The following is a 14296-nucleotide window of genomic DNA, read 5'->3' on the forward strand; positions in this document are numbered from 1 at the left end:
GGTGTGGCAGTGGGGCAGCGGAGCCCAGGACCAGATCGCGTCGGCGCCGTTCTACAACACTCAGGTCCCGGCGATCACCAGCTACTGGCGGGCGCTGCCCAGCTGGCAACGCCTGATCGCCGACACCGCCAGCGACCTGGTGACCGCCGGCCGCGGCACCCACATCGCCCCGATCGTCTCGGGCGGGTCCGGCAAGTACCTGTTGAATGACTCCGACAGATACGTGACCGCCTCGCGCACCCCGGACGGCACCCTGGCCGTGATCTACATGAGCCACCCCTCGACCATCACGATCGACGAGTCGATGATGGTGCCCGGCTACAGGGCCACGTGGGTCGACCCCGCCTCGGGAGCCACCAGGGCCGCCACGCCGGGGCCGACGTACAGCTCGGCCTCGCAGGGCTCGAACTCGGTCCACGACGCGGACTGGGTCCTCGTCCTGGGGGCGTACACGGGGGGCCCCTCGACGCCTCCGCCGCCTGGCTCCGTGACCTACCGCAGCACAGCACACCTGGCGCCCCGCTCCTGGGCCAAGGGGCGCACGGCGGCCGGGTTGCGTGCCCGGTTCCGCCTCACGTACGCCGGCTGTTCGGCATGTGGCGGCGTCCACCGCCCGATCACCATCGAAGGACGCCTCGCCCATGGCTCGTGGCGCACGATCACCACGCAGACCTACCGGGGCTCGAACGTCCTCACCGTGCGGGTGCCGTACAAGTTCCGCCAGATCCGCGTGAGGGCACGGGCGCTCCGGCGCAGCACCTCCACCACCTACGCCGCGGTCGTGAGCAACAGCGTGCGAGTGCCCAAGCGACCACGCTGAGGTGCGACGTCATGACCCCCGAGCCACGGCGTCATGAGGTGAGCGCGACCGGAACCTCGATCGGGAGGATGGGCACACCGCCGGGGTTGGGCTGGCTTCGCCACAGCGCCCACGGGCTGCAGCCGCGCCGGTAAAGATCCTCGAGGTGGGTGCGCTCCTTCAGCGTGTCCATGGGCGCCCAGAAGCCGTCGTACGACACTGCGCGTGTCCGCCCGTCCTTGGCTGCCTTGACGCAGCCGTCCATCACCAGGTCGTCGCCCTCGTCGAGGTAGTCGAAGATCCCCTGGCGCAGGACGAAGTAGCCGCCGTTGATGCGGAACGGCAGGTCGCCGGCCGGCACCAGGTCCTTGACCCGTCCCTCGTCGTCGGTCTCGACGACGTGGAAGGAGTCGCCGGGCTTGACCGCGATGAACTGGGCGACGGCGTCGGTCTCGGCGAACTGGTCGATGAGGTCGTTCATGGGCGCGTCGGTGAGGACGTCGCCGTAGTTGGCGAGGAAGTACTCGTCGCCCTCGAGGTAGGGCCTCACCCGGCGAAGACGCTCGCCGATCGGGGTGTCCATGCCGGTGTCGATGAACGTGATCGTCCATTCGCTGATGTCGGTGCTCAGCATGTCGACGTGCTTGCCGCCCTTGGTCAGGACGAAGTCGTTCGACGCGGTCTCGCGGTAGTCGAGGAAGTAGTCCTTGACGGCCTGGGCGCCGTGGCCCAGGCAGAGGATGAACTCGGTGTGCCCGAAGTGCGCGAAGTAGCGCATGATGTGCCACAGCACCGGCCTGCTGCCGATCGGCATCATGGGCTTGGGGAGGGACTGGTTGTCGGCGCGCATCCGCATGCCGAGCCCGCCGCAGAAGAGAACGACCTTCATGACGCGTCCTTTCGGGAAGGGGTGGGCGCGGCGCGCCCGGTCAGCTCGTCGAAGACGGCGCGGTACGCCGGGGCCTGGTGCGCCCAGGCGAGCTGGGTCTCGACCCGCTCCCGGCCGAGCTTGCCCATCAGCTGGCGCGACTCCGGGTCATCGAGGAGTGCGACCAGAGCTTCGGCGAAGCCGCGCGCCCCGGTGGCCGGGTCGACGTAGACCGCACCGTCACCCGCGGAGACCCGCGTCTCGACCAGCTCGAAGGCGACGACGGGAAGCCCGAAGGCCATGTACTCCATGGTCTTGTTCATGGTGGAGACGTCGTTGAGCGGGTTGAGCGGGTCGGGGGAGAGGCCGACGTCGGCGGTGGAGAGGACGTCGGCGACGTAGGCGTCAGACACGCGTCCCGGCAGCTCGACGTAGTCCTGCAGCCCGAGCTGGTCGCGCTCGGCGACGAGCTCGGCGTGACAGTCGCCGCCGCCCATGAGCGTGAAGGAGATGTCGGTGCGCCCCAGGCCGTGGACGACGTGGTCGGCGGCGGCCAGGACGACGTCGACCCCGTCCTGCGGTCCCATGACGCCGAGATAGGCGACGAGGTGCGCGCGCCCGCGTCGCTCCGCCGGCACGGGCGCCTTCGCCTTCATCACCTGCGGGTCGGGACCGGTGCGGACCACGCTCACCTCGGCGGGTGGCTTGCCGCCACGCCGCATGGCGATGCTGCGGTAGGACTCGTTGGTCGAGGTCACCCGGTCGGCGGTCCGGAAGGTGGCGCGCTCCAGCAGCCTCAGACCCTTGAGCGCCAGGCGCGAGCCGGTCGGGAAGCGCGACTCGAAGAGCTCGGGGCACAGGTCGTGGTGGTCGAAGACGAACCGCGTGCCGTCGCGCAGCCGCAGCCAGCGGGCCAGCGGCCAGAAGATGTCGGGTGGGTTGCACGCCTGCACGACCGCGAACCCGCCGCGACGACGCGCCTTGAGCGCGAGGCGGAGCGTCGCCAGGAAGGAGTAGGCGTACTCCAACACGTAGCTCAGCGCGCTGCCACCCGGCGCGTAGGGGCGGTATCCGTGGATCGTGACGCCGTCGACCACCTGGTAGGCGCCGGTGTCCTTGCCCCGCGGGCAGATCACCGTGACGTCGTACCCGGCGTCGCGGAGCGTCCGGCACTCGAGCCACACCCGCCGGTCGAACGGCACCGGCAGGTTCTGGACGATGATGAGGACCCGGGGGGATGCAGTCACCAGCCCACCCCGCTGTAGCCCGGCAGAAGCTCGACGTCATCCTCGAGCCGGCCCGTCAGGTCGATGACGTGCTCGGGCGCCGCGGCGACCAGGGCGGCGCTGACCGCCTCCGACGTGGTCCCCACGAGGACCACCTCCGCACCCTCGAGTGCCTCCTCCGGCGTGCACACGAGCAGGCGGCTCAGGTGGGGGAGTCGTGCCTCGACGTGACGGCGGTTGGCGCCGACGAGGCGTTCGGGGTTGATGATCGGGTCGTAGATCCGGACCTCGAAGCCCTTGCCGAGAAGGCGCTCGGCCAGCTCGACGTTCGGGCTCTCCCGGAGGTCGTCGGTGTCGGACTTGAAGCTGAGGCCGAGGAGTGCGACGTGACGCAGCCCGAAGTCGATCACCCGCTCGACGACGTCGCGCACGACCAGCTCGTTGGTGAGGGCGGTGCCGGCGAGGAGTGGAGCGTCCACCCCGTTCGTGCGCGCCATGTACTGCAGGGCCCGCAGGTCCTTCGGCAGGCAGCTGCCCCCGTAGGCGAACCCGGGCCGCAGGTAGGTCGGCGCGATGTTGAGCTTGGTGTCCTCGCAGAAGATCTCCATGACCTCGCGCGAGTCCACGCCGTAGCCGCGGAACACCCGGGCGAGCTCGTTCGCGAAGGAAACCTTGGTCGCGTGGAAGGCGTTGCAGGCGTACTTGAGCGACTCGGCGGTCGCGACGGCGACGTGCCGGACCTCGATGTCGAGGAAGGAGAAGAGAGCCGCGATCGTGGAGTGCGTCTGGTCGTCGGCCGTCCCGACCACGACGAACGGGGGCGCGAAGAAGTCCTTCACGCTCACGCCCTCGCGCAAGAACTCGGGGCACATCGCCGTCCCGATCTCCCAGCCGGGCACGCCGCGGGCGAAGACCGGCGCGACCACCTGGTCGACGGTCCCGGGTGGGACCGTGCTCCGCACGACCACGGCGTGGAAGCCGCTCGGCGGGGGTGCGACGTGCTCCATCGCGTCGCGGATCTCGACCACGACGCGCGCGAGATAGGTGAGGTCGGTGTTGCCGTGGCTGCCCGACGGCGTCCCGACGCAGATGAGGGAGACGTCGGCGCCCGCGATGGCCTCCGCGACCGACGTCGTCGCGTGCAGCCGCCCGCTCCGCACGCTGTCGTCCACGAGCTCGGTGATGCCCGGCTCCACGACGGGGCTCTGGCCGTCGTTGATGGCGGTGACCTTCGCGTCGTCGACGTCGACGCCGACGACCTCGTGGCCGCTGTGGGCGAGCCCTGCCGCCGTGACCGTGCCGACATAACCCAGGCCGAAGACGGCGACCTTCATGACGAATCCCCCGATGTGAGGCGACTGGTGGTGCTGGCCCGTATGGGCCCTCGACGTCCCTCAGCGTGGATCGAGGCGTTGCGGACACCGTGTCGCGTCGGCTTCCTTACTCAAGACTGGGGAAGGTCGCCCGGCGGCCTCGGACGGTTTGTCACCGAACCACGCCTGCCTGTTCATCTGCCGTCCACCGACGAAGGGGCGTTCGGTCGTCCGTGATGTCCACGCTTGCGCCCTGTGGGGCTGGCAGCTGAACTCGACGACGTACCCGCCACTGAGGACCGGCCTCGCAGGATCACCCTCGTTCGGGACACTCCGGACAAGATCTTCCGCGGTGTCGCGACGGGCAGTGGCGTGGTCGTGCTCTCCATCATGCTGCTGGTCGGCATCTTCTTGAGCGTGCGCGCCTACCAGGCGCTGAACCAGGCTGGCCTCTCGTTCCTGACGACGCAGGCATGGGAGCCGGACAAGGGCCACTTCGGAGTGGCCGCGGTCCTGACCGGCACCATCCTCATCGCCACCGTGGCGGTCCTCGTCGCGTTCCCGCTCTCCACGGCGACGTCGCTCTACATCACGCAGTATGCGCCGGACCGCATGCGCAGCCTGCTGGTCTCGGTCATCGACCTGATGGCCGCCATCCCGTCGGTGGTCTACGGCCTGTGGGGGTTCTTCTTCCTCCAGTCGAAGGTGGCGCCCGTCGCCGCCTGGCTCTCGCGTCACTTCGGCTGGTTCGGGCCCTTCCACGTGGACGGCGTCTCCCACGACGACCCGCTGCCGTCGATGACGGTGTTCACGGGCTCCACTCTCATTGCCGGGCTGGTCGTCGGCATGATGATCACGCCCGTCGTCACCTCGATCATGCGGGAGGTCTTCTCCCAGGTCCCGATCGGCGAGCGCGAGGGGGCGTTCGCCCTCGGCGCCACCAAGTGGGGCGTGATCCGCTCGGTGGTGCTCCCGTTCGGCAAGGGCGGCATGATCGGCGGCACGATGCTCGGCCTCGGCCGGGCGCTCGGCGAGACGATCGCGGTCTACATGATCATCACGCCGGTCTTCGAGCTGCAGCCACACCTCCTGCAGAGCGGCGCGATCTCAGTGTCGTCGCTCATCGCGCTCGACTTCGCCGAGGCGAGCCCGTTCGGCCTCTCGGCGCTGATGGCCGCAGGGCTGACGCTCTTCGTCCTCACTCTCATGATCAACTTCGCGGCATCCTCGGTCGTCGCCCGTTCGCGTTCTGGAGCAAGCAGTTGACCGAGGTCGCCGAGCCCGTCGCGGGATCCGTCGTCGTGCCCGAGGAGCCGCTCACGGGCTCCACCATCACGCCCGAGGAGGAGCTCTTCGGGGCCTCGACCGTCCTGCCGCGGAAGGAGGCGACACCGGCGACCCCTGAGGCGCGTCGCTTCACCAACGGCGTCAGGATCGGCGATCTGCTCTCCCTGATCGGTGCCGGTGTGGCCTCGCTCGCGCTGACGATGGTGATCTCCACGCAGGTCGCGCCGATGCGTGGGCCTCTGGCCTTCGTCGTGGTGGCCTACGCGCTGTTCCTCGCCGTCTACGCCGTCCTGGTCGCCCTCGACGAGACGGGGCCGGTCGTCACCGACCGGGTGATCGCCGTCCTGGTGCAGTCGGGCGCCCTCCTGCTGGTGGGCACGCTCGCCTCGGTGCTGATCTACACGGTCGGGCGAGGCTTCCGCTCGATCCTCCACCTCAACATGTTCTCCCAGGACATGACGCTTGCCGGGCCGCTCGACCCGCTGACCAAGGGCGGCGTGCTCCACGCCATCGTCGGGACGCTCATCCAGATCACGATCGCGCTGGCCGTCACCATCCCGCTCGGCGTGACGACGGCGCTCTTCCTCTCCGAGGTGCCGGGGCCCTTCGCGCGCTTCGTCCGCACGATCGTCGAGGCGATGACCGCGCTGCCGTCGATCGTCGCCGGCCTGTTCATCCTCGCGACGTTCGTCCTCATCCTCGGCTTCGACAAGTCCGGTCTGGCTGCGGGTCTCGCCATCACCGTGATGATGCTGCCGATCATGATCCGGGCGGCCGACGTGGTCTTCCGGCTGGTGCCGCACACGCTCAAGGAGGCCAGCCTCGGTCTCGGGGCGAGCCAGTTCAAGACGGTCATGCACGTCGTGCTGCCGACCTCGCGCTCGGGCCTCACCACGGCGATCATCCTGGCCACCGCACGCGGCATCGGGGAGACCTCCCCGGTCCTGCTCACCGCCGGCTTCACCGCGTCGCTCAACGCCAACCCGCTCTCCGGGCCGATGGTCTCGCTGCCGCTGGTGACCTTCCAGTTCGTGAAGTCGCCGCAGCAGACCGTCATCGACCGCGGCTTCGGCGCCGCCGTCGTGCTCATGGGCCTCGTCCTGATCCTCTTCGTCCTCGCGCGGGTGCTCGGCTCGCAGGACGTCGCCAAGCGGGCCGCGCGGCGCAAGCGTCGCCAGGCCCGCTCGGGCCGCATGTCGGCGCTCGCCGGCACGGCCGGCGCCCTCGTCCGTCGTCCAGCCTCGCCGGACCCGTCCGCCCAGCCGTCCGCCCAGCCGTCCGCTCAGCCATCCGCCCAGCCGTCCGCCCAGCCGTCCGCGGAGTCTCGCCACAGGAGAACCAGTGCATAGGAACCGTCTCGTCGGGCTCATGACGGCGGCGGTGGTCGCCGCCGTCGCGTGTCTGGGCCTGGCCGCCGCCCCCGCCATGGCTGACGCCTACACGCCGATCACAGGGGAGGGCTCGTCATGGGCCGCCAACGCGATCGACGACTGGCGCGCCTCGGTGGTCAACGCCGGCATCAAGGTCAACTTCGCCGCCACCGGGTCGGTCGCCGGCCTCACCGGCTTCGCCCAGGGCAACAGCGACGACTTCGCGGCCAGCGACATCCCCTACGGCGTCAAGGACACCAGCCCCGACCCGCCCGGACGTGCCTTCGCCTACATCCCGGACGTCGCCGGCGGCACCGCGCTGATGTACAACCTGACCGTCGCCGGCAGGCGCTTCACCAACCTCAAGCTCTCAGGCCCGACCATCGCGGGCATCTTCGCCGGCAGCATCACCAAGTGGAACGACCCGAAGATCGCCGGAGAGAACCCCGGCGTCGCGCTTCCCCCGCTCAAGATCACGCCCGTCGTCCGTTCCGACGGGTCGGGGTCGACCGCGATGTTCACGCAGTGGATGGCCCAGCAGTTCCCGTCCGTCTGGCACTGCGGCCAGCTCTCCTTCTTCACCCAGTGCAGCGACTACAAGGCGACCGTCCACCAGGCGAAGTCCGGTGACAACGGGGTTGCCGGCTTCGTCGCCCAGGCGGGCAACGTCGGCAGTGTCGGCTACGTCGAGTACTCCTACGCCCTGCAGAGCGGCTTCCCCGTGGCGAAGGTGCTCAACAAGGCGGGGTTCTACACCCTGCCGACGGCGTCCAACGTCGCGGTCGCCCTGCTCAAGGCGAAGATCAACATGGCAGCGGGGCCGACGTACCTCACGCAGAACCTCGACGGGGTCTACGTCGACCCCGACCCGCGGAACTACCCGATCTCGTCGTACTCCTACTTCGTCGTTCCCACGCAGCTGCAGAACGGGTTCACGACCGCGAAGGGGAAGACGCTGAGCGCGTTCGTGCGCTACGCCCTGTGCGACGGCCAGCAGAAGGCGCCGACCCTCGGCTACTCGCCGCTGCCCATCAACCTGGTTCAGGCCGGGCTCTCGCAGGTCAAGAGGATCCCGGGCGCCGCGACTGCGGCGATCGACATCAAGAAGTGCAACAACCCGACGTTCTCCTCCGACGGCACCAACACGCTCGCCAAGAACGCCCTCTACCCGGACCTCTGCGACAAGGCCGGGGCGAAGGCCGGCTGCACCTACGGCACCCCGGCGAACGGCACGAAGTCCGCCAGCACCGGGGGCCAGGGCGACCAGAACGCCGTCGGAGCAAAGGGCGGCTCCGCCACGGGCCAGGCCACCAGCTCGACCGGGTCGACGGGGACCGGCGCGACGGGCGGCTCCAACAGCGGTACGCCGGCCTCCGCCGGACGGGGCGGCGCCGCTCCCGGACCGGGCTCAGCGGTGGGGACCGGCGGCGGATCGGGGACCGGCACGCAGACGAGTCTGCTCAACCCCGACGGCAAGACCTCGTGCGACCAGGACACCGGCCAGTGCACGCAGCTCGCGGCGTCGCCGACCGAGGTCGCCTCGGATCCGCTCTCGGGCCTGTCGCGGTGGGCCGTGTGGCTCGTGGTCGGGCTGCTGCTGGCGCTCATCCTCGCCCCGCCGCTCCTGGCGCTGTCGAGCAGGCGGACGAGGTCCTGATGGCCAGCACGCCCTGGTTCCTGCGCTCGCGACGCCTCCGGCGCGTCGCCGCGGTGGCGCTCCTCCTCGACCTGGGTCTGGGTCTCCTCTTCACGGCGTTGGCGGTCTCGGCCGGCACCGCGGAGGCGGCGGGCCCCTCCGGTGCGTCGGCCACGTCGGGTGTGGCGTCGGCGACGACGAGCAGCTCGGTCACGGTCTCGTGGACCGACGACCGCGCCTCGTTCGATCCCGACTATCGCGACAAGGATCAGCTCGACCCGGCCGACAAGAACCAGCCGCTGTTCAAGGACCTCCAGGTCACGGTCTCGCAGACGCAGGACCTGACCGACCAGGGCCTCCAGGTCTCGTGGACGGGCGGGAAGGCGACCGCGCCGAGCGGCGCGGCCAGCAACTTCCTTCAGATCATGCAGTGCTGGGCGAGTCCCGGTACATCGGGGCCGGCGCCCGAACAGTGCCAATGGGGCACACCCGCGAGCTCGATCGCAGCCCGGACCGGTGCGGCGGCGTCGACGCGCGACCTCCTGACGGGCGACGAGGCCGACCCGAAGCAGGATCTGGGTGCCGCCTACACCCATGCTCCGTTCGGGCTCGGTGAGCAGCACCTCGTGCCCTTCTGGAGCGTCGACGACCCGAAGAAGGCCGATCTGGGCTGGACCAACGACTCCGACGCCCAGCCACCGTTCGGATCCGCCCAGTCCAACGAGGTGACCTACGCCCGCACGGCTGCCGACGGGTCCGGTCAGTACATCGTGAACCTGCAGAGCGCGCTCTCCGCGCCGTACCTCGGCTGCGGGAACCCGACGCTGAGCAACGCGGGCTACTCGTGCTGGCTGGTCGTCGTGCCGCGCGGCGAGTACAACCTCAACGGCGCCCGGGCTGCCGACCACGACGACTCCCTGCCGCCGAACTCCCAGTACGTCGCAGGATCGCCGCTCTCGGCCTCCGCGTGGCAGGACCGGATGCAGGTGAGGCTCTCGTTCTCGCCCATCGGCGCCAGCTGCCGGCTCGGCGCCAACGAGATCCCGACGGCCGGCTCCGAGCTGGTCGCCTCGGCCTTCAGCTCGTGGCAGTCGGCACTGTGTGCGCAGGGCACGACGCTCGGCTACTCCCAGATCGGCGACGGGCAGGCGCGCTCCACGGTCCTCGGTGCCACGCCGAGCGCGCCGGGTCTCACCTTCATGACCGACCCGGTCGATCCGGCGACGGTCGGTGGCGCGACGCTCGAGTACGCGCCCGTCGCCACGTCGGCCCTCGTGGTCAGCTACCTGATCGACAAGAACTACAACACCAACGAGAAGACCAACCCGGACCTGGGCGCGAACGGCACCCTCGTCACGGACCTGCGGCTCACGCCGCTGCTGGTCGCGAAGCTGCTCACCCAGTCCTATCTCAACGACATCCCGGGCGACGGCGCCAACTCGGCGGTGCGCAAGGACAACCCGCCCAGCCTCACGCGCGACCCCGAGTTCCTCGCTCTCAACCCCGCCTTCGCGCACTTCTACCGCGACGCCGCACCGGACGGCCTCATGGTGCCCTTCGGCGACACCGACGCGGCGCAGGCGGTCTGGTCCTGGCTGCGCTCGGACACGGCGGCTCGCAACTTCCTCGCGGGTGAGCCGGACCGCTGGGGCACCACCATCAACCCGGCCTACCTCGACCTCGACCTGGACAGCGACACGACCCTCTCCTCGTTCCCGAAGTCGGACCCCTCGAGCTACGTCACCGGCGACGCGCCCCCGCCGGGCTACGGGACCCTCGACCTGCGTCCCTACACCGCCAGCTTCACCGATGGCGGACGCCGGACGGTCAGCGCGACCGCGGGCTCGAAGGTCTTCTGGGACACGACGAAGGTCCCACCGCAGTATGCCGGCGGGTCGCCCCAGACGCCCGGAAGCCGCTTCGAGCTGGCCCTGACGACGGCGCAGGCGGCGAGCCTCTACGGTCTGCCGACGGCCTCCTTCGTTCCTGACTCCGCGGCCACGGGTGCCGGCGTCTCGCCGACCGTCGACGCGATGGACAAGCAGCTCGCAAAGCGCGTCTCGACCGACGTGCCCGGTGTCTACCGGGTGGACCCGATGAGGACGGCGTCCGGCGGCTATCCGCTGACGATGCAGACCTATGCCGCGATCAACGTGTGCGGGGCCTCGACGACCGAGCTGGCGGCGTACGCGACGTTCCTGGACTACGTCGGGTCGGCCGGCCAGTCCTCGGGCACCAGGCTCGGCCAGCTCCCGCTCGGCTATGCACCGCTGAGCGCGCCGGACAAGGCAGAGGCGAGGTCGGTGGCCGCAGACCTGCGGGCGGAGGTCCGCAAGCCGCAGTGTGCCTCTCACCGGGCCGGCACGACCCCGCCGCGCACCCCGCCGTCGAAGACGCCGTCGTCGTCGACGTCACCGCCGACGACGACCGGGCCGTCAGGGCCGTCAGCCCCGTCGGGGGCGACGGCGCCTGTGGCCGCCGCGGCCGGTGGTGGGGGGCGCCACGGAGCTGCGAGCGACGTGGTCGATGCCGCGGCCCTCGGCGTCACGCCGGTGGCCCGCGTGAGCCCGGCGGCGAGGTACGCCGTCCTCGCCGCCCTCCTGTTCGCGCTTCCCTGCCTGGTGGCCGGGCCGACGGTCATCGCGGCCGCGCGCCGGTGTCACTGATTCACAGCTTGTTCCACGCCCATTCACCGACGAAACCCCCAGCGCTTCCACCTCACTCCTAGCGTCCGGATCGTGTGCGACCGGCCGGGCGGTGGCAGCACTCCAACCCCTTGAAAGGAACACTCGATGAAGGTCACCACCTTCGCCAAGGCCTCCGTCAGCGCCTCCGCAGCTGCGGCGCTGGCCCTCGGCCTGACCTCGACCGCGTTCGCGGTGGCGACGCCTCCGACCGCCGCCGACGAGGACGCCGCGATCACGACGCCCGTTGCGAGCACCACGCTGGTCGGCGTGGGCTCCGACACCACGCAGGACGTGATGTACGGCATCGCCCAGGCGATCAACACCGCTGCCGGCAAGCAGGTCATCGCCTCGTTCACGGCGACGGGTGGCAGCACGATCACCTACCGCAGCGGCAAGGTCGCCAACCGCCCCAACGGCTCGGGTGCGGGCTTCAAGGCCCTGACGGACTCGATCGGCCTGACCGCGGCCGGCAACGCCAACATCAACGACGTCGACTTCTCGCGTGCCTCCGGCGCTCAGGCGATCAGCTCCACCGTCAACAGCAACGGCACCGTCACCGACGTCCCGTTCGCGACGGACGCGGTCAGCCTCGCCGTCCCCGCGGGAAGCCCCTTCCTCCTGACCAACGGCGGCAAGGGCGTCTCGATCACGGACCTCGTCAACATCTACACCGGCACGGACACCTACGTGACCAAGGCCGACGGTGCGCTGGTCACCCAGGCCGCCTACGACGCCGCCGCGGACAAGTCGCTCTACCTGCCGATCAACGCCTTCGTGCCGAAGGCCGGCTCGGGCAGCCGGCAGTTCTTCCTCGCCCAGCTCGCCACCCAGGGCGGCGGCATCAACCTCACCGCCGGCGGCAGCACCAAGGGCGACGGCCTGTGGCCCTCGACCACGCCTCCGACCGGCACCGACCCCTACATCGGCGCGGTGGGCTACGGCGCGACCGGCCCGGTGCAGGAGCACGACGCGACCGTCCTGACGAGCGCCCCGGCGACTGCGGCCGCGATCGCTCCGTTCTCCGGCGCGAAGTTCATCGGCTACCACAACCACACCATCGCCGACCCCGACGCAGGCAAGGTGGCGGGCACCGACTACCAGCTCGTGCCGCTGTTCTCCTCGGTGTCCGACGCGGCTGCCCTTCCCTACACCGGCGACGCGTCGACGGACGCCACGCTGGCGCCCGACCCGGCCTATGTCACCAATGCCAAGCAGGGCGGCTCGGAGACTCCCTTCGCGCTGACCCGCCTGGTCTACAACGTGATCCCCGCCGCCGCCTGGCGGACCCCGACCGCGAGCGCCAAGCTGCAGCTGATCCACGACACCTTCGTCGGCACGACGTCCTCGGTGTGCCAGCAGACCGCGGCCATCCAGCAGTACGGCTTCCTGCCCCTCACGGCCTCCTCGGGCGCCAGCTCGTGCGGTGACACGAGCCGCACGTTCGACGCTCCGTCGACGGCGACGGTCCTGGCGAGCAGCACCACCGGCACCGCCGGCAAGAGCGCGACCGTCACGGTGGGCGTCCAGTCGAACGGCAACGGCGGCGGCACCGTCAAGCTGACCGCCGGCGGCAAGGACTACACGGGCACGATCGCCGCGGGCGCCACCTCGACCTCCATCACCATCCCGACCCCGACGGTCGGCTCGCTCGGCTACACCGGCGTCTTCACCCCCGCCCTCGCGGGCGTGGCGACCACGCAGGTCCCGGCCGGCACGATCGCCGTGAAGGCCGCGCCGATCGTCAAGGTCAACCCGGTCGTCCGGGCCGTCGCCCCGAAGGTGAGCCACACCAAGAGGGCCAAGGTCACCGTCACGGTCACCGCCTCGGGCACCGTGCCCACCGGCAAGGTCACCGTCGTCGTCAAGAAGCGCACGAGGACCCTCGTCACGGTCGCGAACAAGGGCCTCGTCGGCGGCAAGGCCGTCGTCACGCTCACCAAGAGGCTCAAGAAGGGCTCCTACACGGTCTACGTCTCCTACACGGGCGACGCCAAGGTCAAGCCGGCTCCGCTGAGGGCGCTTGCCACCCTCAAGGTCACGTGACCTTGTCGGTCCACGCATCCAGCGAACCGAGCACCGCCCCGGCCCCGGCCGGGGCGGTGCTCCGCCGCTCGGCGAGATCTCTCCGCGAGCGCATCGCCCGGGCCCCTCGACGCGCCATGGACCGCCTCGCGACCCTCGACACCTCCGCTCCCTCGGATCTGCGACGTGCCGTCCCGCTCCCGTCCGAGACGACCATGCTGCGCGTCTCCGGCTGGGCGATGATGCTCTTCGTCGTCCTGCTCGCCGGCTTCGTCGCCCACCTCACGCTCATGTCGCACCTGGCCGAGCAGCGCAGCCAGCGGCTTCTCTACGGTCAGTTCCGCGCGGACCTCGCCGGCGGCACCGCACCCGTCGGCCAGGTCGACGTCAACGGAGCGCTTCTCCGGCCTGGCATGCCGGTGGCGCTCCTCAGGATCCCCGCGCTCGGCCTCACCCAGACGGTCGTCGAGGGCACGTCGTCGCGCACGCTTCTCGACGGGCCAGGCCATCGCCGTGACACGCCGCTCCCCGGTCAGCAGGGGGTGAGCGTCGTCTACGGTCGCCAAGCGGCGTACGGCGGTCCGTTCCGCGCCATCGCCAGGCTCGTGCCCGGTGATCGGATCACCACTGTCACGGGCCAGGGGACGGCGACGTATCAGGTGAGCGCCGTCCGGCGCGCCGGTGCCAAGGTCGCCGCGCTGCCGGCCAAGGCCGGTCGGCTCACGCTGGTGACGTCCGCAGGGTCGATCTTCTCCTCCGACCGCGTGGTGCGCGTCGATGCCGACCTCGTCGGGATCGCGAAGCCGGCTCCCCAGCCGGTGCTCCGCCTCGGATCGCTGAGTAGGGCCGAGGACCCGCTCGGCACCGATCCGAGCGGCTGGCTGCCGCTGTTCCTGCTGCTCGAGCTCGCGATCGCCGCGGGCGCGGGGCTTCTCTGGTCGCTGCGCCGGTGGGGCCGGTGGCACACCTGGATCGTGGCCGCGCCCGTGGTTCTCGCGCTCGGGGCGCAGATCGCCAAGCAGGTCGTGGTCGTCCTGCCCAATCTCTACTAGCTCACGTTATTATCTACTGCTTCAAATCATCTACTG

10 protein-coding genes are annotated in these 14296 nt (G+C 70.4%); 7 read left to right on the forward strand and 3 right to left on the reverse strand.

All coding sequences use genetic code 11. From position 1 onward, the window contains the following. The coding region (locus ACYQ1K_RS22830) for a putative collagen-binding domain-containing protein (protein ID WP_459985635.1) at positions 1-820 on the forward strand (820 nt) is incomplete at its 5' end. Positions 821-851: 31 nt separating this feature from the next. Here ACYQ1K_RS22830 and ACYQ1K_RS22835 read toward each other — a convergent pair. From ACYQ1K_RS22835 to ACYQ1K_RS22845, 3 genes are read right to left on the reverse strand one after another with little or no spacing between them, the layout of a single operon-like run. Then, positions 852-1688 (reverse strand): sugar phosphate nucleotidyltransferase, encoded by an 837-nt coding sequence (locus ACYQ1K_RS22835; protein WP_459985637.1) that lies wholly within the window; start codon positions 1686-1688, stop codon positions 852-854. After that, positions 1685-2914: a glycosyltransferase family 4 protein gene (locus ACYQ1K_RS22840; protein ID WP_459985638.1), complete on the reverse strand. Its 1230-nt coding sequence runs from the start codon at positions 2912-2914 to the stop codon at positions 1685-1687. The genes ACYQ1K_RS22835 and ACYQ1K_RS22840 overlap by 4 nt, the downstream gene beginning before the upstream one ends. Then, positions 2911-4227 (reverse strand): UDP-glucose dehydrogenase family protein, encoded by a 1317-nt coding sequence (locus tag ACYQ1K_RS22845; protein ID WP_459985639.1) that lies wholly within the window; start codon positions 4225-4227, stop codon positions 2911-2913. Before ACYQ1K_RS22845 ends, ACYQ1K_RS22840 begins: the two co-directional genes overlap by 4 nt. Positions 4228-4461: 234 nt before the next feature. On the opposite strand from ACYQ1K_RS22845, the gene pstC reads away from it, so the two are divergent. The 6 genes from pstC (at position 4462) to ACYQ1K_RS22875 (ending at position 14260) form a co-directional block, all read left to right on the forward strand. After that, positions 4462-5472 carry a phosphate ABC transporter permease subunit PstC gene (gene pstC / locus ACYQ1K_RS22850; protein ID WP_459985641.1) on the forward strand — a complete coding sequence of 337 codons (1011 nt, stop codon included), beginning with the start codon at positions 4462-4464 and terminating at the stop codon, positions 5470-5472. Next, positions 5469-6842: a phosphate ABC transporter permease PstA gene (pstA, locus tag ACYQ1K_RS22855; RefSeq protein ID WP_459985643.1), complete on the forward strand. Its 1374-nt coding sequence runs from the start codon at positions 5469-5471 to the stop codon at positions 6840-6842. The genes pstC and pstA overlap by 4 nt, the downstream gene beginning before the upstream one ends. Further along, positions 6835-8520 carry a phosphate ABC transporter substrate-binding protein PstS gene (locus tag ACYQ1K_RS22860; protein WP_459985644.1) on the forward strand — a complete coding sequence of 562 codons (1686 nt, stop codon included), beginning with the start codon at positions 6835-6837 and terminating at the stop codon, positions 8518-8520. Before pstA ends, ACYQ1K_RS22860 begins: the two co-directional genes overlap by 8 nt. After that, a complete protein-coding gene (locus tag ACYQ1K_RS22865; protein WP_459985645.1) occupies positions 8520-11165 on the forward strand; it encodes a hypothetical protein in 2646 nt (881 codons plus the stop codon). The genes ACYQ1K_RS22860 and ACYQ1K_RS22865 overlap by 1 nt, the downstream gene beginning before the upstream one ends. Before the next feature lie 126 nt (positions 11166-11291). Beyond that, positions 11292-13229: an Ig-like domain repeat protein gene (locus ACYQ1K_RS22870; protein WP_459985647.1), complete on the forward strand. Its 1938-nt coding sequence runs from the start codon at positions 11292-11294 to the stop codon at positions 13227-13229. Between the two features lie 116 nt (positions 13230-13345). Continuing rightward, positions 13346-14260, forward strand: coding sequence for a sortase (locus ACYQ1K_RS22875; protein WP_459985648.1), 915 nt, complete (start codon positions 13346-13348; stop codon positions 14258-14260). The last annotated feature ends 36 nt before the right edge of the window (positions 14261-14296 follow it).

Source organism: Nocardioides sp. AN3, assembly GCF_054653495.1.